This window comes from Halopseudomonas pelagia (assembly GCF_009497895.1).
Taxonomy (GTDB): domain Bacteria; phylum Pseudomonadota; class Gammaproteobacteria; order Pseudomonadales; family Pseudomonadaceae; genus Halopseudomonas; species Halopseudomonas pelagia_A.
This window is the reverse complement of record NZ_CP033116.1, coordinates 602,950-622,452: the sequence shown is the minus strand read 5'-3', so window position 1 is coordinate 622,452 and position 19,503 is coordinate 602,950. Positions and strand designations below refer to the sequence as shown.

21 protein-coding genes are annotated in these 19,503 nt (G+C 59.0%); 6 read left to right on the top strand and 15 right to left on the bottom strand.

All coding sequences use genetic code 11. The features are described 5' to 3' along the window. Window positions 1-4: 4 nt before the first annotated feature. The 9 genes from EAO82_RS02885 to EAO82_RS02845 form a co-directional block, all read right to left on the bottom strand. A complete protein-coding gene (locus tag EAO82_RS02885) occupies window positions 5-952 on the bottom strand; it encodes a hypothetical protein (RefSeq protein ID WP_096346940.1) in 948 nt (315 codons plus the stop codon). A 246-nt stretch (window positions 953-1,198) separates the two neighbouring features. Continuing rightward, the gene (locus EAO82_RS02880) at window positions 1,199-2,557 is read right to left on the bottom strand and encodes a DUF4041 domain-containing protein (RefSeq protein ID WP_096346941.1); all 1,359 of its coding nucleotides are present in this window, start codon (window positions 2,555-2,557) and stop codon (window positions 1,199-1,201) included. Between the two features lie 394 nt (window positions 2,558-2,951). Further along, window positions 2,952-3,245 carry a type II toxin-antitoxin system RelE/ParE family toxin gene (locus EAO82_RS02875; RefSeq protein ID WP_096346942.1) on the bottom strand — a complete coding sequence of 98 codons (294 nt, stop codon included), beginning with the start codon at window positions 3,243-3,245 and terminating at the stop codon, window positions 2,952-2,954. Next, window positions 3,220-3,471, bottom strand: coding sequence for a CopG family ribbon-helix-helix protein (locus tag EAO82_RS02870; protein ID WP_096346943.1), 252 nt, complete (start codon window positions 3,469-3,471; stop codon window positions 3,220-3,222). Before EAO82_RS02870 ends, EAO82_RS02875 begins: the two co-directional genes overlap by 26 nt. Window positions 3,472-3,856: 385 nt before the next feature. After that, window positions 3,857-5,035 (bottom strand): MFS transporter, encoded by a 1,179-nt coding sequence (locus tag EAO82_RS02865; protein ID WP_096346944.1) that lies wholly within the window; start codon window positions 5,033-5,035, stop codon window positions 3,857-3,859. Between the two features lie 176 nt (window positions 5,036-5,211). Further along, window positions 5,212-5,859, bottom strand: coding sequence for a tRNA (guanosine(46)-N7)-methyltransferase TrmB (gene trmB, locus EAO82_RS02860; RefSeq protein WP_231703394.1), 648 nt, complete (start codon window positions 5,857-5,859; stop codon window positions 5,212-5,214). A 156-nt stretch (window positions 5,860-6,015) separates the two neighbouring features. Beyond that, on the bottom strand, window positions 6,016-6,807 hold the full coding sequence (locus EAO82_RS02855; protein WP_096346946.1) for a thiazole synthase: 792 nt from the start codon (window positions 6,805-6,807) through the stop codon (window positions 6,016-6,018). A 19-nt stretch (window positions 6,808-6,826) separates the two neighbouring features. Further along, window positions 6,827-7,027, bottom strand: coding sequence for a sulfur carrier protein ThiS (gene thiS / locus EAO82_RS02850; protein WP_096346947.1), 201 nt, complete (start codon window positions 7,025-7,027; stop codon window positions 6,827-6,829). Window positions 7,028-7,125: 98 nt separating this feature from the next. Further along, window positions 7,126-7,500, bottom strand: a complete 375-nt coding sequence (locus tag EAO82_RS02845) for a DUF423 domain-containing protein (protein ID WP_096346948.1) — start codon at window positions 7,498-7,500, stop codon at window positions 7,126-7,128. A 53-nt stretch (window positions 7,501-7,553) separates the two neighbouring features. On the opposite strand from EAO82_RS02845, the gene mtgA reads away from it, so the two are divergent. Beyond that, complete coding sequence (mtgA, locus tag EAO82_RS02840; RefSeq protein ID WP_096346949.1) at window positions 7,554-8,309, top strand: monofunctional biosynthetic peptidoglycan transglycosylase; 756 nt, start codon at window positions 7,554-7,556, stop codon at window positions 8,307-8,309. 4 nt (window positions 8,310-8,313) lie between these two features. Here the strand turns inward: mtgA and EAO82_RS02835 are convergent, their stop codons facing one another. From EAO82_RS02835 to ftsY, 5 genes are all read right to left on the bottom strand, one after another. Next, window positions 8,314-8,925: a hypothetical protein gene (locus EAO82_RS02835; RefSeq protein WP_096346950.1), complete on the bottom strand. Its 612-nt coding sequence runs from the start codon at window positions 8,923-8,925 to the stop codon at window positions 8,314-8,316. Window positions 8,926-9,044: 119 nt separating this feature from the next. Further along, window positions 9,045-9,911, bottom strand: coding sequence for an RNA polymerase sigma factor RpoH (gene rpoH, locus EAO82_RS02830; RefSeq protein ID WP_096346951.1), 867 nt, complete (start codon window positions 9,909-9,911; stop codon window positions 9,045-9,047). 140 nt (window positions 9,912-10,051) lie between these two features. After that, on the bottom strand, window positions 10,052-11,092 hold the full coding sequence (gene ftsX, locus EAO82_RS02825) for a permease-like cell division protein FtsX (RefSeq protein WP_096346952.1): 1,041 nt from the start codon (window positions 11,090-11,092) through the stop codon (window positions 10,052-10,054). Further along, window positions 11,085-11,756: a cell division ATP-binding protein FtsE gene (ftsE, locus tag EAO82_RS02820; protein ID WP_096346953.1), complete on the bottom strand. Its 672-nt coding sequence runs from the start codon at window positions 11,754-11,756 to the stop codon at window positions 11,085-11,087. Before ftsE ends, ftsX begins: the two co-directional genes overlap by 8 nt. Window positions 11,757-11,759: 3 nt before the next feature. After that, the gene (gene ftsY / locus EAO82_RS02815) at window positions 11,760-12,965 is read right to left on the bottom strand and encodes a signal recognition particle-docking protein FtsY (RefSeq protein WP_096346954.1); all 1,206 of its coding nucleotides are present in this window, start codon (window positions 12,963-12,965) and stop codon (window positions 11,760-11,762) included. Between the two features lie 108 nt (window positions 12,966-13,073). On the opposite strand from ftsY, the gene EAO82_RS02810 reads away from it, so the two are divergent. Genes EAO82_RS02810 through rsmD form a run of 3 tightly spaced genes read left to right on the top strand, consistent with a single transcriptional unit; the run spans window position 13,074 to window position 16,641 of the window. After that, on the top strand, window positions 13,074-14,510 hold the full coding sequence (locus EAO82_RS02810) for a M16 family metallopeptidase (protein WP_096346955.1): 1,437 nt from the start codon (window positions 13,074-13,076) through the stop codon (window positions 14,508-14,510). Further along, window positions 14,510-16,072 (top strand): M16 family metallopeptidase, encoded by a 1,563-nt coding sequence (locus tag EAO82_RS02805; protein ID WP_096346956.1) that lies wholly within the window; start codon window positions 14,510-14,512, stop codon window positions 16,070-16,072. The genes EAO82_RS02810 and EAO82_RS02805 overlap by 1 nt, the downstream gene beginning before the upstream one ends. After that, a complete protein-coding gene (gene rsmD, locus EAO82_RS02800; RefSeq protein WP_096346957.1) occupies window positions 16,069-16,641 on the top strand; it encodes a 16S rRNA (guanine(966)-N(2))-methyltransferase RsmD in 573 nt (190 codons plus the stop codon). Before EAO82_RS02805 ends, rsmD begins: the two co-directional genes overlap by 4 nt. 25 nt (window positions 16,642-16,666) lie before the next feature. Here the strand turns inward: rsmD and EAO82_RS02795 are convergent, their stop codons facing one another. Continuing rightward, window positions 16,667-17,311 (bottom strand): TetR/AcrR family transcriptional regulator, encoded by a 645-nt coding sequence (locus tag EAO82_RS02795; protein WP_096346958.1) that lies wholly within the window; start codon window positions 17,309-17,311, stop codon window positions 16,667-16,669. A 138-nt stretch (window positions 17,312-17,449) separates the two neighbouring features. Between EAO82_RS02795 and EAO82_RS02790 the strand changes: the two genes are divergently transcribed. Both EAO82_RS02790 and EAO82_RS02785 read left to right on the top strand, forming a co-directional pair. After that, a complete protein-coding gene (locus tag EAO82_RS02790) occupies window positions 17,450-18,892 on the top strand; it encodes a coniferyl aldehyde dehydrogenase (protein WP_096346959.1) in 1,443 nt (480 codons plus the stop codon). 59 nt (window positions 18,893-18,951) lie between these two features. Continuing rightward, complete coding sequence (locus EAO82_RS02785; protein ID WP_096346960.1) at window positions 18,952-19,500, top strand: twin-arginine translocation pathway signal protein; 549 nt, start codon at window positions 18,952-18,954, stop codon at window positions 19,498-19,500. Window positions 19,501-19,503: the final 3 nt, after the last annotated feature.

The following is a 19,503-nucleotide window of genomic DNA, read 5'->3' as shown; positions in this document are numbered from 1 at the left end:
CTCCTTAAAAGTAAGATGGGGCACTAGCAACTTCTGACCTCAACTTATAATGCTTACCGTCACAATTAACAGTTATGCTAACTAGCGTACCAAAGAAATGACCCGGCATGCTTTGTGTAACATATGAACCGTTGTCCGACACTGTGGCCATATAGCCGTCACTGCATACCCTCAGCACGCCACCATTTACTAGAATAAAGTCTTTGAGCAAACCGAAGCCTAAACCCCGTGGTATGTCAGCGGGACTATCAGTCCTTGTCGAATTACCTACTTCCAATGCCCAACGAAACGCTTCTTCTTTTGCTACATTAGGAAAGCACTTTTGCACAGACCGAACTACACCCCCACCAAAATCAAGCACGGACAATGATAAGCGCTTCTCTTTCGCCTCATAATAGCCACAAGATATTACGCTCTGATTGTTTAAGTTTTCTTTTAGCCCATGACCATAAGCATTCACAAAAATTTCATAAATACTACTGACGATTTCGTTCTTAAGGCTAGTGCTAAGCGAAAGTTTTTCGTTTGTTAACCAGCTATCTTGCAAATGATTAATTATCTCAAAGTCTTTAAGCACTTCTTCGTGCTCTCGATACCCGATATAATCATTACCACCAACGACACCATGGTCCGGCTGTACATAATTCCAAAATCCAAGTTCCTGGAGCCGCGACTGAAGTCTAGGACTCATTCCATCAAGACTGAATCCAATCTTCTTATCAGAAAACATACTAAAAAAGGGAGTTTGCAATTCGTGTCGCTTAAGATAATTACATACCCCTCCTATCACCGCCAAACCATTATGGCTCATAGTGGAACATTTAGAGAAGTCAAAGGTATAAAAGTGCTGCGGATTTGAGATTAATTGGTCAGATAATTTGCTCAAATATTTATAGCCGGATGCGTCGTCTCGAATTGGCGGTAAATTTATTTTTAAGCGTTGCTTTTCCATGCTGCCGCCCTGTCGTGGAACTACACAACCGAATTTGTCAATACTTCGAGAAGCCAGACCATCCAAAAGTTCAACGTCAAGGCCAGCCCGAAGCCCCTGTGGCCCACCCTTGTACAATAATTATAACGTTACTCGTTACAGTTTTTGGTGTTTAGATAAGATACTGGAGTCTGAAATAAATTCCTAGGCTCTGGACCATGGCAGTATGACAAGCGCTAGAGACCTGAAGCTCATTTCCCGAGGATTCTAGCTTGCTGCCGCTGTCCTTTCTGATTGCTGAATAGTTTCCGCAGGCATCGCCATGCGGAGGCTTTCACGATACTGCTCAGCTGGCGCTTCGTGGGTGACCTCGACAACAGCGTCGTAGTTTTCCCTAATTACCGACTCGATCTCAGCAATGTCTGCACGAAAAAACTCCTTGCGCCCGTTCACTTTATTAAGGCGACCTGCGGCAAAGCGTTCGTGCAGCTTCGCTTCAAGCGTGGGAGCGTTGTCAGAGAAAACCATCGCATGTACGTCAAACCAAAACGGCACCGAAGCATCACCCAACTCCGAGATGCGGTCCATTGGCTCCAGCCGGCGAGTCATACCGATCTTGTAGACGTCCTTCCCGAATGCCCCAACATTCGATATGACATAGACATAACCGGCCTTCGCGTTTTGCTCGCGATAGTCAATGAGCTTCTCCTCTCCTTCAAGCTCCGCTCGGCCTGCCTCAATCTCAGCTAGCTTTGACGTAAGAGCAACTCGCTCCTCTTCGGTCTGAACTCTCTCCAGGCGTGCCAGGAGATCTCGCAACGCAGTATCGAAGTGCTTACGCTCCTTGGCGATTTTTTCCCGAGCGGCGCGGATCTCTTGCTCAAGCTTCTGTTGCTCGCGTAGCTCTTCGCGGGCCCGCTTCGCCTCTTCCTTTTCTTCCTGCTTCTTGAGTTGAAACTCATGGGCAAGGTGCAGCTCATCAAGCTTGAGCTTCAAATATTGGCGCGATAGCTCGACGCTCATAACCTTGCCGAGGCGGTTGCACGCCTCAAAGGATTTGAGAATACGTTTCTCGCCAAGCTCTATGTTATTGAACTTAACATTGTCCACGCAGTAGTCAGCCTCGTTGTTGAACGACCGGATAACCAGCTTGATCATGTCGTTAACGAGCTTGCGCCCTTGAGCGTTGCTGCCGTTGACGGACCAAGCCATATTGCCGGTAGAGGCTTCGCCGTTCTTGATCATCGCCTTCTGGCGCTCACGCACTTTGTCCAGTCGCGATTTGTATTCAGTGCTGGCATTGAGCTTGAACTTCGGCTCATAGAGCGCGAAGCTTTCAAGGAGCAGCGTCTCCTCCCACACGAGAATCTGCGCCTGAAGGTCAGAAGAGCGTTGCTCAAGGCTGGCTTTGTCCTGCTCGGCGCGCTGAATCTGATTGCGAACAGCCGCGAGACGGGTTTTCTCTTGCTCGATCAGTTCCTGGATTTCGAGCACATCCATCGCACCGATCTTCTTGTTTAGCGCTAGTAGCTGCGCATGGCGCGCCTGAAGTTCCGTGAGCTGGATATCCAGATCATCCGCCCGCTGCCGATGCGCAGGACCATTCCAGTAGTCGCTAAAAGCCATAGGTTACTTCCCTGTTGCTGAGATAAATCCTTTGGATCAGTGTTGCTCACTGATTTTTTGCCTATAGAGCAACATAGCAGCAATAATCGTTTGGCGGTTGAATATAAAGGCAGTCCCGTTAGGCCGAGACGACAATTCGGATGGCGGGAGGCCATAACACACCACGGGTTTTAGAATTGTCCCAGCCAACCCTAGAGCAGGAGGCAGTGTTGGCTGATAGGGGTAAGCCGACCGTCGATGGCATGGATGCCATCGCCGAGCTACACGGACGTACTTGCTGCGTGTCGGCGTGCCCTGTCAGCCAACGCTGACCTACCCCCGAAGCCACAGAAGCGAAAATCCAGGGTCAGGTCTTTTCTTCTGCTCTAATGCACTTTGGCAACAAGCCAACAAGCTACCAATACTCAGGCCGTTCCTGCCGCTGATGTAGAAAGCGCAGAACCTGCACAGCGTTACCCACCACACGATAAGGCGCTACATACGGTGGCTGGAGAAACACCAGCTCACGAACTCCGGGTGACTGGGAGGGTCTTCCCAAGCCAGGCTGCGCGAGAAGAGGATCCAGTTGGGATAGAAGGGAGAGGATCAGATCGTGCGCTTTCCGCTCCCCTATCAAAGGGGCGTAGTAAGTAAAGATGTCTTCCAGATCAGCTTGCGCTGGATCAGTCAGTACGATTTTGTTCGGCACGGGTCATCCATTTGGCCTTCACAACTTCCAGGTCTGTCAGCTCGCCTGCATCCGCAGCGGCGATGCCGACCTCAATCGCTTTGACGTGCCAGGATTCGGTCTCAAGGTATTGAGCCATTGCACGCTTTACGTGATACAGGCGATCGCGATCGGTCGCTTCAGCTAGGGCATCCAATTGGGCTACTAGCTCTTCTTCGAGTCGAAATGAAACAACAGGCGAAGCCATCATGACCCCCTACGTCGTAGACGCTTACTTCGTTTACTTTGTAAACAGATGCTATACCTAACGATAGAGATGAGCAACGCTGGTATTTGGATTAATAGGTGGATACCAGGATTTATCGATACTGATGTAGCGCCTGCCATCAATTGTTTTGATCTGCCCGTAGTCAGCTCGGTGATCAGCAGGCAGTGTTGGCTGATAGGGGTAAGCCGACCGTCGATGGCATGGATGCCATCGCCGAGCTACATGGACGTACTTGCTGCGTGTCGGCGTGCCCTGGCAGCCAACACTGCCCTACCCCGGAAGCCCGGCCAAGCGGGGTTACTCACTCACCCGAAAATGAGGAGAGATCAATTTAGATTAGCGACTAAGGCACTCGCCAAAGCACCTAAACACAAACCTCCGCTTCCCGCCGAACTGCAAACGGCCGCCATAGACTCAACAGGCCAACGAACGCAATCCCCGCCCCCACCCAAAGCGGCGCGCGCAGCCCATACCCTGTTTCGATAACCGCACCTCCAGCCCAACTACCCACTGCCAGCCCGCCCGTAATCACGGAGGTATGCAGGATATTGACCAGGGCAGTTGGCTCTGCCGCCTTCATCACACGCGCAACCATGGCCGGGTTAAGCGCGACGCCGGTCAAACCCAGCATGATAAAGAAGCCGATATTCAGCCAAAGCCGGTCACCGGCCAGGGCAAAGCCGCTCAAGCTCACCACCAGCATCGCCAGGCCCCAGCCCAGAGAGGGCATCGTATAGCGGTCAGCTACACGCCCTACTACATAGTTACCCAACAGGTTGGCGATACCGTAGAGCGCTAGCAAAGGTGCAAGATGGCGCGGTTGCAAGCCTGCCGCATCGATCAGGATTGGGGCGCAATAACTGAACGCGGCGAAGGTGGCGCCGATGATCAGGCCGCTGGTGAGGTAGGCTGCCCAGAGACTGCGCCTGTTCAATGTTGCCCACTGCTGGCGTAAAGCGGGTTCGCTGCCCGGCTCAACCCTCGGGATACGAGTGGCCGCCAGCAGGGTGCAGAGTGACGCCATCGCCACAATCAGCCAACCGCTGGCGCGCCAGCCGAAGTGCTGTTCAAGCCAGGCCATCAAAGGCACGCCAGCGACGGGCGCGAGCATCAGGCCTGCCAACACCACGGATATGGCGCGGCCCCTTGCGTCTATCGGTACCAAAGCAGCGCAGATGGTCAGGCACAAGCCGATACACGCGGCGCTGGAAATGCCCATAAGGCAGCGGGCAATGAGCATCACAGAGTAGGTGGGCGCGGCGGCAGCAAGCGCAGCGGCAACAACGTAAAGCACCAGCAACCCCACCAGCGCGTGCTTGTTACTCACGCGCCGTACCAACAGCAACATGATCACCGGCGGCCCGCCCAGCGCCATCCCCAGGGCGTAGAAAGCGATCAGGTTGCCGACCTGGGCAATGCTGACCGAGAACGCATCAGCCAGCGCGGGCATCATGCCCGCGACCATGAATTCGGCAGTTACCAGCGAGAAGATGGTGAACGACAGCAAGTAAACGGTGGCGGGCAGTGAGTATTGCTTGGTCATGAAGATCTCGTGAAGGAGGTGTCGATGTCGGCTTGGCCCTGTTGGCCAACCGATAACAGCAGCACTCCAGACGATCCATGATCGCTGGCCGGAATGCTTGCGGGGTTTACTGCGTGTCGGCGTGCCCTGTCAGCCAGAGCAGCCCTATCGCGATTGAGCCGTAAAGGTGAGGCGGGTTATTCGACCCGCTCGAACTTCAGATCCCACACCCCATGCCCCAAGCGCTCACCACGGCGCTCGAACTTGGTGATCGGGCGCTCTTCCGGGCGCGGTACATAGGTGCCGTCTTCGGCCAGATTGCGATAGCCTGGCGCTGCGCTCATCACTTCGAGCATATGTTCGGCATAGGCTTCCCAGTCGGTAGCCATATGGAACACGCCGCCAATCTTCAGCTTGCTGCGCAGTTGCTCGGCAAAGGCCAGTTGCACGATGCGGCGCTTGTTGTGCTTCTTCTTGTGCCAGGGATCGGGGAAGAACAGCAAAACGCGGTCCAGGCTGGCGTCGGGGATGCACTGGTTGAGCACTTCGATGGCGTCACAGTCGAAGACCCGCAGATTATCGACGTTCGCGGTGAGCACGCCGTTGAGCAGCGAGCCTACACCCGGGCGATGCACTTCCACCCCGATAAAGTCCTGCTCGGGCGCGGCCTGGGCCATTTCCAGCAGGGACTGGCCCATGCCGAAACCGATTTCCAGGGTGCGCGGTGCTTCGCGGCCGAACAGCGCATCCAGATTCAGCAGCCCGTTTTCCAGATTCAGCCCAAAGCGCGGCCAGCCCAGGTCAATGCCGCGTTTCTGCGCGTCGGTCATGCGTCCGGCGCGCATCACGAAGCTGCGGATGGCGCGGCGCGGGAAGCTTGATTCGGCACCGGCCTCGGGCAGGTCGGCAGTGTCGGGCAGATCGTGGTTCTCGGTCATGTCAGGCTCGATTGCGGGCAAAGGCCGCTCTGGTTCGGGATCAGAGCGTGCCGGAGAAAAGGTTCAGACGAAGGTGCCTTCCAGCGGTGACGATGCCGTGGCGTACAGCTTGCGCGGCATGCGCCCGGCCAGGTAAGCGCTGCGGCCGGCAAGAATGGCGTGCTTCATCGCTTCGGCCATCAGTACCGGCTTTTGCGCGTGGGCAATCGCCGAGTTCATCAGCACCCCGGCGCAACCCAGCTCCATCGCGATGGCGGCATCAGACGCAGTACCCACACCGGCATCAACCAGTACCGGCACTGTGGCTTCTTCCAGAATGATGCGCAGGTTGTAGGGGTTGCAGATGCCCAGTCCGGAGCCGATCAAACCGGCCAGCGGCATGACCGCCACGCAGCCCATCTCCGCCAACTGGCGGGCGATGATCGGGTCGTCACTGGTATAGACCATCACGTCGAAGCCGTCCTTAACCAGCACTTCGGCGGCCTTGATGGTTTCGATCACGTTGGGGAACAGGGTCTTCTGATCGGCCAGTACTTCCAGCTTGACCAGCTTGTGGCCGTCCAGCAGCTCGCGCGCCAGGCGGCAGGTGCGCACCGCATCTTCGGCGGTATAGCAGCCGGCGGTGTTCGGCAGGATGGTGTAACGGTCCGGCGGGATCACATCCAGCAGATTCGGCTCGCCGGGGTTCTGGCCGATATTGCTGCGGCGGATCGCTACGGTGACGATTTCTGCGCCCGAGGCTTCGATAGCGGCGCGGGTTTCGTCCATATCCTTGTACTTTCCGGTACCCACCAGCAGACGGGAGCGGTAACGCACGCCGGCAATTTCAAAGGCGTCCTGATTGGTATCTGTCATGAGGGTCTCCGAGGGGCGGCTAGCCGCCGCCGATGGCTTGGACAATTTCCACTCGGTCGCCTTCGGCCAACCGGGTTTGGGCGTGCTCGCTGCGCGGCACGATCTCCAGATTCAGTTCCACGGCCAGTCGCTTGCCGGTCAGCCCCATTCGCTCAAGCAGCTCGGTAACACTGAGCGGGTGATCAAGGGAGCAGGCTTCGCCATTCAGTTGGATCTGCATGGGTAAGGTCTCTGTGGTCGTGCGGGAAAGACCGCATTATAACGCGACGGGCGCCGCTGTGGCCACGCCGCGCCCAATTGACGCGGCATGATATGCACTTAAAGATGACGCCACACACCAATGCCCAGGCATAGCCAGCCGAGCAGGAAAGCCACACCGCCAAAGGGCGTGATAATGCCCAGCTTGGTCACGCCGGTCAGGGCCATCACGTACAGGCTGCCGGAGAACAGCAGCATGCCCAGCACAATCAGCGCCCCAGCGCTCTTGAACAGCGTTGCCTCTGGCCAGCGCAGCAACAGCAGCGCCACACCCATCAGTGCTGCGGTGTGCCAGAGCTGATACTGCACACCGGTCTGAAAGGCGCCGAGCAGATTTTCCGGCAGACGGCTGCGCAGGCCGTGGGCGGCGAACGCGCCCAGTGCCACGCCGGTAAAGCCGCTGAATGACGCCAGTAGAAGCAATAGTTTGGCCAAGCTTGAATCCTCCGTTCTATACTGCGGGTCAAGCCGCCCAGACGACTCACCGCATGTTGAAAACACTCTTTCTCAAGATCAGCAAATGGCTGATCATTCTCATGGCATTAAGCCTGATACCGGTCATTCTGCTGCGCTGGGTGCCCTCCCCCGGCTCGGCGTTGATGGTTGAGCGCTGGTTCGAGTTTCGCCAGGACGACAACCCCACCGACATCCGCCGGCAGTGGGTGCCTTACAAGAGCATACCCGAGAGTATGAAGATGGCGGTGATTGCTGGTGAAGATCAGCGATTTGCCGAGCACTTCGGCTTTGACCTGGACGCGATCAAGGCGGCGGTGGAGCATAACCGTCAGGGCGGCAGCCTGCGCGGCGCCAGCACGCTGACCCAGCAGGTAGCCAAGAATCAGTTTCTCTGGTCAGGTCGCAGCTGGCCGCGCAAGGCGCTGGAAGCCTGGTTCACGCTGTGGATCGAAGTACTCTGGCCGAAGCAGCGCATTCTGGAAATCTATCTGAATATCGTCGAATGGGATGAAGGCGTGTTTGGCGTTCAGGCCGCGGCCCGGGAGCATTTTGGCATTGATGCCAGTTACCTGTCAGACCGCCAGGCGGCGCAACTGGCTGCGGTACTGCCGAACCCGCGGGAGTGGAGTGCGGCGGCCCCGCCGGCGCATGTGCAGCGGCGCGCCAGCTGGATTCAGCGCCAGTCCCGGCAATTGGGTGGCGCGCATTATCTGCGCGAGATGGAAGCCGGCCGGCCGCTACCCGAATGGCTGAGCCTGAGCTACTGGCGCAATCGTATCGAGGCGTAATGCCTTAGCGATTGCCGCGCAGCCCAAACATGATCGAGTAGGCTTCCTCGCCGGTGACCGCTACGACGATGCCGGCGCGACCGTAAACCCAGGCCTGATCGTCGCCGCTGACTTCCATGCGCATGTCCGGTTCACCCAGAGTGGCGATAATGCGTTGGGTTTCGATGGGCTGGAACGGTGTCAGACTCATGCGCTCTACCGGTTGACCGACCAGCGCCGCGGCGACCGCCGGCGATACGGATTGGTCGGCCATGTCGACTTTCCAGTCCTGCGCTTGTTTCAGACTTTCCATGCGCTGTTCATCCAGGCTGATAACCGTCTGCATCCGCCAGTCCGCTTCATCGCTCTGAATCACATGCCGGCTAACCAGCTGCGGCTCACCGTCGGCGCTGATCATCCATAGCTCGCCGCTCTCGCCCATTACCGCCACCACATCGGCCAGAGTCAGATTGCCGTCACGCAGCGGCGCCCAGAGGCGCTCCTCGTAGGTAGCCCGCCATTGCATGGGTTCGGGCTCCGCGCCGGGCCGGTCCATGATCCAGTTACCCAGGGCAAACAGACCAATGATGATCAGACTGAAAAAGGTGGCCATACCAAGGCGCGGGCGAAATGCCATGTGAAGCTCCGATTGTTGTTTGAACGGGGGATTATGCGGGCTGAACGGGTTAGCTGCCAGCCGGGCAACAAAAAAGGCATCCCGTAGGATGCCTTTGATTCAATGCTTGGCCGAAAAAATCAGAGATCGTCTTCGGTCTCGAGATTCTTTTTCAGCTTGTTCATCGCGTTCTTTTCCAACTGACGAATGCGCTCAGCGGATACCTGATATTTGGCCGCCAATTCGTGCAGCGTGGCCTTTTCTTCAGCCAGCCAGCGCTGGTAAAGAATATCGCGGCTGCGCTCGTCCAGCTGCTCCAGGCCTTGCTGCAGCTGATGGACCGAGCTGTCGGACCAATCTGCAGACTCAAGCTGGGTCGCCGGGTCGTAGCGCTTGTCTTCCAGATAATGCACCGGCGCGTAGGCTACGCTGTCATCGTCATCGTCCTGGGCGCCGTCAAAGCCCAAATCCTGACCATAAAGACGGCTTTCCATCTCGCGCACTTCACGCGTGGCCACGCCCAGATCCGCCGCTACCGCATCGACTTCATTCTGGGACAACCAGGACAGCTTCTTCTTGGCGCTGCGCAGGTTGAAGAACAGTTTGCGCTGTGCCTTGGTGGTGGCGACCTTGACGATGCGCCAGTTGCGCAGAATGAACTCGTGAATCTCGGCGCGAATCCAGTGCACGGCGAAGGACACCAGACGCACACCCATTTCCGGATTGAAGCGCTTGACCGCTTTCATCAGGCCGACATTGCCTTCCTGGACCAGGTCGGACTGGTTCAGCCCGTAACCGGAGTAGCTGCGAGCGATGTGCACCACGAACCGCAGGTGCGACATAACCAGCTGGCGTGCAGCTTCGAGATCTTCGTTGTAGTACAAGCGATCAGCCAGCGTGCGCTCTTCCTCGACGCTCAAAATCGGGATGGCGCTTACTGTCTGAACGTAGGCCTCCAGATTGGCGCCTGGGACCAGACTATGTATGGGCTGCAACGCAGTGCTCATGCTTGAACTCCAAGAAAATGGTAGCCGAGTGTATCACTCCGAACTAAGACTGTGAATGGGTTGGATAAGTTCCCTTACAACAACCTATTTTCATCTAAATCAACAGCTTGCAGTTTAAAACAGCGCTCGTGACTCTCATTTTACTGCGGCTGTATGTCGCGGATGTGACGCCCGACTGCCAACCAGGCGCCGACCAGACCCAGCAACATGGCGCCCGCTACCAGGCTGACTCCGTCGATCACCGGAATGCCGGCCAGTTCGAAGTCGCTTTGATAGAGTGCGGCGACCTCGCGCACGGTGTCATTCAACCACAGCATGCCCAGGCCCAGCAGCAACCAGGCCAGCAGCCCGGCCAGCAGCCCATAGAGCACGCCGATATACAGGAACGGCCGGCGCACAAAGGCATCGGTGCCGCCGACCAGTTTGATCACCAGGATCTCGTTGCGCCGGCTCTCAATCGCCAGCCGAATGGTATTGGTCATCACCAGTAACAGCGCCAGCACCAGCAATACCGCCAAACCGCCGGTAAAGCGCTCGAGCATGGCGAGGATACTGGTCAAGCGTTCGATCCAGAGCAAATCGATCTGCACCAGCTCGACACCGGGCAGCGCCGCCAGTTGATCGCGTACCGGCTCCAATGCCGCCGCGCCGCCGTCGATACTCGCCGGGGTAACCACGATCACCGAGGGCAAGGGATTATAGGATAGCTGCTGCAAGGCCTCGCCCATGCCAGAATGCGCTTGAAACTCTTCGAGTGCCAGTGCCTTGTCGAGCAAGGTGGCTTCAGCCACGCCCTCCTCCTCACGGATCTCGCCAAGCAGTTGCTCTGCCGCTTCGCTGGAAACGCTGTCCTGCAGGTAAACCGAGAGCTGCGCCGCACGCTGCCAGTCGACGCCCAAGCGTTCGACCTGACCGATCAGCACGGCCAGACCCATGGGCAAGGCCAGCACTATGGTCATCACCAGAATGGTCATGGCGCTGCTGAGCGGGTGGTGCCTGACGCGATCAACTGCCTGGCGGGCACTGGCACGGTGGCTGCCGGCCCAACTGCGCAGCGGATGCCGCCAGTTGCGCTCGGAGCGCGCCGCACCTTTGACCGGTGCTTTTTGCGGGCGCTTGGGGCTTTTTACCGCGGCTTTATCGGCGGCGTTGCCCGTTGCTTTGCGTTTGTCTTCAGCCATGCTGATCACCATCCCTGAGCAGAGTGCCCTGATCGAGCGTCAACATGCGGTGGTCCAGGGTGGCGATCAAGGGTAGATCGTGACTGGCAATGATCACCGTCACGCCCACCCGGTTGAAATCTTCAAACAGCCCCATGATCTCGGCCGATAGCGCCGGGTCCAGGTTACCCGTGGGTTCGTCCGCCAGCAGCAGCGCCGGTTTATGCACCACCGCGCGGGCAATGCCGACGCGCTGCTGTTCACCGCCGGACAGAGCAATCGGATACAGAGCCTCGCGGCTGAGCAGGCCGACCTTGTCGAGCGCGGCGCGCACGCGCCGGCCGATCTCGTCCGGCGGCGTGCCATTGATGATCAGCGGCAGGGCGACGTTATCGAATACCGTGCGGTCGAACAGCAACTGGTGATTCTGGAACACCACGCCGACCTGGCGACGCAGATAGGGGATGTCATCGCTGCTCAGCTCTGCCAGATTCTGCCCGCCGACATGCACCTGGCCGGAGCTGGGCCGCTCCATGCACATGATCAATTTGAGCAGGGTGCTCTTGCCCGCGCCCGAATGGCCGGTGATAAACACCATCTCGCCGGTCTTGATATGCAAGCTGAGCTTGTTCAAGCCCATATGCCCGTTGGGGTAGCGTTTGCTGACCTGATCGAAACGAATCATGACTTAATCGCGCCCAAACAGGGCTTTGACAAACTCCGAGGCGGTAAAGGGACGCAGATCATCAATCTGCTCGCCTACCCCAATAAAGCGGATCGGCAGACCAAACTGCTTGGCCAACGCAAAGATCACCCCGCCCTTGGCGGTGCCGTCGAGCTTGGTCAGCGCCAGGCCGGTCAGGCCCACTGCCTGGTCAAACAGCTTGGTCTGGGAAATGGCGTTCTGGCCGGTACCGGCATCCAGCACCAGCAGCACTTCATGCGGCGCTTCCGGATCAAGCTTGGCCAGCACACGCTTGACCTTCTTCAGCTCGTCCATGAGGTTGTCTTTATTGTGCAGACGGCCCGCGGTATCGGCGATCAGTACGTCTGCACCACGGGATTTCGCCGCCTGCAGCGCGTCAAAGATGACTGACGCGGAATCGGCGCCGGTATGCTGCGCCACCACCGGGATCTTGTTGCGCTCACCCCAGACCTGCAATTGCTCGACGGCGGCGGCGCGGAAAGTATCACCCGCGGCCAGCATCACCTGCTTGCCCTCGCCCTGCAGCCGCTTGGCCAGTTTGCCGATGGTGGTGGTTTTGCCCACGCCGTTGACGCCGACGACCAGAATCACGAAAGGCTTTTTCTCTGCGCTGATGACCATTGGCTTGGCGACGTTGGCCAGCAGCGCCTCCAGCTCATTCTGCAGCGCGGTATACAGAGCTTTGCGATTGGACAGCTGGTGACGGCGCACGCGGGATTGCAGTGATTCCATGATCAGAGTCGCCGCTTCGATACCCACGTCAGCCATCAGCAGGCGGGTTTCGAGCTCTTCGAGCAGCTCGTCATCGATATCCTTTTCACCCAGGAACAGATTAGCCATGCCGTCGCCCAGATTGACACTGGTCTTCGACAGGCCCTGCTTCATCCGGGCAAAAAAGCCCTGCGGTTCCTTGCTCTGCTCCGCAGCTGGTTCAGTGCCCGGCTGCACCGCTTCGGCACTGCCCAGGCCGGCGAACAGCGACGCAGCCGCGTCCTTCGCTGCCTGGTCATGGCTGGCGGGTGCCGGGTCAGCACCGGCAGGCGGCTGTTCAGTACTGGCAGGCGCGGAGGGAGCTTCTTCCTGCTTGCGACGCCCCCAGCCAAACAGGCCTTGTTTCTCGGCTTTGGCCTTGTCCTGCGCGCTTTTGGGTGCTTCGGGGTGTTCTGGCTTGTCTTTGGAACCAAACATTGACGATCACTATCTATGGCTGGCGGCGGCTGTTTAGCCACCGCGTTGAAGGTTGGGTTATCCTACCCCACTTCCGCCGCAGGCGGTAAGTTCCTACAGGATGCATGCATGTTACGGCTGAAGACTTCACTTGGTTATTTTCTGCTGGCGGTTCTCGCCAGCCCGGTTGTGGCGGACGACGCCCGCCAACCCACTCACGAGCTGACGCTGGACAATGGCCTGAAGGTCATTGTGCGGGAGGATCATCGCGCCCCGGTGGTCGTTTCGCAAATCTGGTACAAAGTCGGCAGCAGCTACGAGCCGCCCGGCCAGACCGGTATTTCCCACGCGCTGGAACATATGATGTTCAAGGGCAGCAAGAATCTCGGACCGGGTGAATCCTCCCGCGTGCTGCGCAGCCTGGGCGCGGAAGAGAATGCCTTTACCAGTCGCGATTACACCGCCTATTACCAGGTGTTGAGCCGTGACCAGTTGCCTATTGCGCTGGAAATGGAAGCCGAGCGCATGCATACCGCCACGCTGCCGGAAGATGAGTTTATCCGCGAGATGGAGGTGATCAAGGAGGAGCGTCGCCTGCGCGTCGATGACAACCCCAACAGCCTTGCCTATGAGCGCTATCTGACCCAGGCGCACATCGCCAGCCCTTACGCGCAGCCGGTGATCGGCTGGATGCATGATATCGAACGGCTGACCGTTGAGGATCTGCGCGCCTGGTACACAACCCACTACGTGCCGGGCAACGCGGTGCTGGTGATTGTCGGCGATGTGACCCTGAACGAAATCAAGCCGCTGGTGGAAAAGCATTTTGCGCCTATCGCCGCCGGCCCGGTGCCGGATCATAAAAAGCCACTGGAACTGCCCGGCGGTGCCGAACGTGAAGTGACGCTGCATCTGGACGTGCAATTACCCAGCCTGTTGCTGAGTTTCAATGTGCCAAGCCTGAGCACCGCCGCCGAGGCCTGGGAAGTGCACGCGCTGAGATTGCTGAGCGGTGTACTGGATGGCGGCTACAGTGCGCGACTGGCCAGCCGGCTGGAACGCGGTGAGTCGATTGCCACTTCAGCGTCCGCCAGTTACAGCGGCTTTACCCGCGGCGACACCCTGTTCACCCTCAACGGCCTGCCCAATCAGGCGCGCGATATCAGCCTGGAGCAGCTGGAAGCTGCCTTGTGGAAGGAAATTGACGAACTGAAAACAACCCCGCCATCCTCCTCCGAACTGACCCGGGTCAAGACCCAGATGATCGCTGCGGATGTCTACCAGCAGGACAGCATCAGCCATCAGGCGACGCAGATTGGCCAGCTGGAAAGTGTAGGCCTGCCCTGGACACTGATTGAGGAGGACGCGGCAGCGCTTGAGGCGATAACGCCTGAGCAGGTCAGCGAAGTCGCCCGACGCTATCTGGTCAGCGAACGCCTGACCCGTGGGCATATTTTGCCAGCCGCAAGCGCAGCCGTTGACGAGACTGACGCAGGGTTGCCTGCCACTGGATCGCCAGCCGCAGGGTCGCCTGCCGCCAATACCCAACAAGAGGAAAGCAACTGATGTCCGCCAAGCCGATGTCCCCACTACGCTGGATCGTGGCTGTGGCGGTGCTGATTCTGATCGTTGCGGTCCTGATCAACGAGCGCAATCAATCGCCCAGCGCCCCGCCTGCGGCCACCACGGACGCAGAAACACCCGCCGTCAGCGTTCCGGATGTGGACCCGGAGCTCGACCCCATTCCGCCGCTGACCACACTGCAAAGCATCGACCGCGACAAGGCTCCGGCCCGCCGCGTTCTGGATCTGCAGCACTGGACCACCGCCGAAGGTGCACGCGTGTATTTCATGCAGGCTAGCGAGCTGCCGATGCTTGACCTGCAGCTGCTGTTTGCCGCCGGCGCCAGCCGCGACGGTGAACTGCCCGGCCTGGCCACGCTGGTCAACGGTATGCTGAATGAAGGCGCAGCGGGGCTGGACTCGGGTGAAATTGCTGCCGGCTTCGAGAACCTGGGCGCCCAGTTCGAAAACAGTTCTCATCGGGATATGGCGCTGGTCAGCGTCCGCAGCCTGACCGCTGCCGACAAGCTCGACCCGGCCCTAGACCTGTTCGCCCAGGTGGTCAGCCAGCCCGACTTCCCTGAAGATGCCTACCAGCGCCTGCGCAATCAGCTTCTGGCCGGGCTGCAGTTCCGCCTGCAAAGCCCCGCCGCACAAGCCAGCGAAGCATTCTGGAGCGGATTGTATGGCAACCACCCGTATGCCAGCCTGCCTGAAGGCCAACCCGAGAGCCTGGCGGAAATCACGCCGGAGCATCTGCGCGACTTCCACGAGCAATACTATTCGGCAGGCAATGCGGTGATCTCACTGGTAGGTGATGTCGACCGCCAGCAGGCCGAACGTATCGCCGCGCGCCTGTCCAGCGCATTGCCGGAAGGGCCCGCAGCGCCAGTGGTAACGGATCCGGAACCCATCCAGTCCGAGCGCAAGCATGTGGACTTCGATTCGCAACAGACGCATATCATGCTGGGTCAACTGGGCGTCAGCCGCAGCGCCGAAGACTACCCGGCGCTCTACGTCGGGAATCAGATACTCGGCTCGGGCTTCGGTTCGCGCCTGATGGAAGAGATCAGAGAAACCCGCGGGCTGTCCTATTCGGTCAGCAGCAATTTTTCGCCGATGCAGGCCACCGGGCCCTTCGTGATCAATATGCAGACGCGGACGGATCAGGTCGAGCAGGCGCTGGAGGTGATCAATACCACCCTGGACGGCTTTATCGAGGAGGGCCCGACCGAGGCCGAGCTGATCCGCAGCAAGCGCCAGATCATGGGCGAGTTTCCGCTATCCACCGCCAGCAACAGCGCCATCGTCAGTCAGTTGGGCATGATCGGCTTCTACAACCTGCCGCTCAACCACCTGCAGCTGTTCCTGGATCAGGTCGAGAAACTCACGGTCGAGGACGTGCGTTCCGCGTTTCAGCGTCACTTGAGCAAAGAGCAGCGGTTGATCGTCACCGTCGGCCAGCCGCTACCAGAGCCTGAAATGGAAGCAGACCTGGAACAGAGCGCCGAGGATGCGCCTGCCAAGCCAACAATCGATGCAGCGACGGAGGCGCCCGACGCATGAAGCACACGCCCGCCAGAACCAGCCAGCTGCGGATCATCGCCGGCGAGTGGCGCAGCCGCCGTTTCACCTTTACCGAGCAACCCGGCCTGCGCCCGACCCCGGACCGGGTACGCGAAACACTGTTCAACTGGTTGAGCGGCCGAGTGGAAGGTTCGCGCTGTCTGGACCCCTTCGCCGGTAGCGGCGCGCTGACGCTGGAAGCGCTGTCACGCGGGGCGGCTTACGCGCTGGCCTGCGACAGCAGCCGCGATGTGGTCAATACCCTGCGTGGGCATTTGCAGACGCTGGATTGCACGCATGCGGATATCCAGCAACAGGACGCGCTGGCGTTCCTGGCTGGCAGCCCGGAAAAGCCCTACGATCTGGTGTTCCTTGATCCGCCCTTCCATCAGGGCCTGCTGGCACCCAGCTGCGCCGCGCTGGAAGCCAACGGCTGGCTGACCGCCAACGCCTGGATCTATACCGAAAGCGAATTGCGGCCTACGCAGCTGGAACGCCCGTCGAACTGGAGCCTGCATCGAGAGAAGCGCGCAGGCCAGGTGTGGTACAGCCTGTGGCAGCGCACCTGAAACCAGGCCGCGCGTCTGATCGAGGCTATTTCAGCGGAACGTAATAATCCCGCAGCATCGCTTCCACAGCCGGCCTGACCCGGTCGGTCAGCAGCCCGGTTTCCTGTGACAACACCTGATACACACCCCGGCGCAGCAGCTCCGGGGTCAGTTCCGGCTGTTGGTCATCCAGTACCGAGGCACAGAGAAAGCCTACCCAACCGGTCATCAGCAGCCAGCTGTTGATCGCCAATGCCTGCGGATCGGTGCGCTCGGCACAGAGAATACCGGCGTCCACCAGGCCCTGATAGATCGTCTGCCCGCTCTGCACGCAGCGCCGCGAAAACTGCCGATAGCGGCCAGCCAGCTCGGCGTCACTGTTGAGCAGGTGCTCCAGGTCGCGATGCAGAAAACGGTATTCCCACAGACCACGGAAGATCGATTCCAGATAGACCGCCTTGTCCGCCACTTCCAGTTCACGTCCTGCCGGCACCTGCAGATAATCATCCACCTGGGCTTCGTAATGGCTGAACAGCTCGGCGATGATCTGCTGCTTGTTGCGGAAGTGGTAGTACAGATTGCCCGGCGACATGCCCATATGCTGTGCAATATGGTTGGTGGTCACCAGCCGTTCGCCCTGCTCGTTGAACAGTTGCAGGCTAGCCTGAAGAATGCGATCACGGGTTTTCATTATCGTGTTTCCATTACCTGAGATCCGGCTGTCAGGGCGGATGATGCAAAGTCTGTTTGACAGCTTAGAGCAATTGCTCTAAAAAGCTCAATAGTCATCATAAAACCAGAGCCGTCCAGCGGGCTCTGTGGAGGCCACATGGTAGCCGATATTGCCTATATGCAGGACCAGCAGCAGTCGATTTCCCGCATGCATCAGGTTTTTGCCACGCAGCAACGGGCATTCAAACAGCATCCAATGCCCACCGCCGATAATCGCATTGAAATGCTCAAGGCACTCAAAGGTGCCCTGCTCGATCACCAGCAGAGCCTGATTGAAGCGATCAGCACGGATTTTGGCCGGCGCTCGGCGGACGAAACGCGTCTGGCGGAGATTCTGCCGTCGATCGAAGGCATCAATTACGTTACCAAGCGCGTGCGGCGCTGGATGAAACCGTCCAAGCGCCACGTCGGCATGGCCTTTCAGCCCGGCAAGGCGCAGGTGATTTATCAACCGCTGGGCGTGGTCGGCGTGATCGTGCCCTGGAACTACCCGCTGTATCTGGCCATGGGCCCGCTCACCGCAGCGCTGGCTGCCGGCAATCGGGTGCTGATCAAAATGAGCGAATCCACCCCGGCTACCGCCGAAGCCTTCGCGCGCATGCTGGCTGAGATTTTCACCGAGGATCAGGTTGCCGTGATCACCGGCGAGGCGGAGGTCGGCGAGGCCTTTTCGCGCTTGCCGCTGGATCATCTGCTGTTCACCGGCGGCACCGGCATCGGCCGGCATGTGATGCGCGCTGCTGCAGAGAACCTGACCCCAGTCACGCTGGAGCTGGGCGGCAAGTCACCGGCGATTGTCTCGTTGGAGGTGCCGATCGATGACGCCGCCGAGCGGATTGCCTTTGGCAAGGGCGTGAACGCCGGCCAGACCTGTGTCGCCCCCGATTACGTGCTCTGCCCGCGCGGACGGGTAGACGAGTTGGTCACTGCGCTGGGCAGGCAGTTCAGCAAGCTGTATCCGCACCTGGCAGCTAACCCGGACTACACGCAAATCATCAATCCGCGCCAGCATCAGCGTATTCAGAGCTATCTGGACGATGCGCGCAGCAAGGGCGCGCAGGTGATCGAGCTGAACCCGCGCACGGAAGATTTCAGCCAGACGCGGGTCATCGCTCCGACCTTGCTGCTGAATGTCAGCGACGACATGAAAGTCATGCAGGACGAAATCTTCGGCCCACTGCTGCCGATCGTGCCTTACGACAGCATGGATCAGGCAATGCAGTACGTGGCCGACCGGCCGCGGCCGCTGGCACTGTATTATTTCGGCTATGACAAGGCCGAACAGCAACGGCTGATGGAGCAGACCCATGCGGGTGGCATGTGCATCAACGACACCATCCTGCATGTGGCCCAGGACGACCTGCCGTTCGGCGGCGTCGGGCCTTCCGGTATGGGCCATTACCACGGTCACGAGGGTTTCCTGACGTTCAGCAAGGCCAAGGGCGTGTATATCAAGCAGCGCTTTAACGGCGCCAAACCGATCTATCCGCCGTACGGCGGAATGGTCCTGAAACTGGTGTACAAACTCTTTATCCGTTGACCGCAAACAGCACTAATAGAACCTGTTTCAACCCATAAAAACAAAATGAGACGCACCCCATGTCGACTCACTCTTCAACACAGCTGGCATCAACACAGCTGAGTCGGCGCAGCCTGCTCAAGCTCGGTTTCGGCGCCAGCGCAGTGCTGGCGACCGCCGGCCTGACCGCTACGTTGTCCGGTTGCAGCAGCGACGCGCCAGCGAGCGGCTTTCAGGTACTGCGCGACAGCGATATCCCCATGCTCAAAGCCATCATGACGGCGCTGGTCGGCCCGCACCCGGCGCTGAATTCGGCCAATCTGGACGCTGCCATAGCGCAACTGGACAAGACCCTGGCTTGGACCTCCACGGCAGCGCAGAAGCAGGTATCCGATCTGTTTGGCATGCTGAGCATGGGCATCACCCGTGGCCCACTGACCGGTATCTGGGGAAGCTGGGAAAACGCCAGTGATGCCGAGGTGCGGGCGTTTCTGGAGCGCTGGCGCGACAGCCGCCTGGATATGTTGCGCCAGGGTCATAGCGCGTTGAACCAGGCGTTGCAGATGGCCTGGTATGCGCTGCCCGTTTCCTGGGAAGCCACCGGCTACCCTGGCCCGCCAGCCATCTGAATC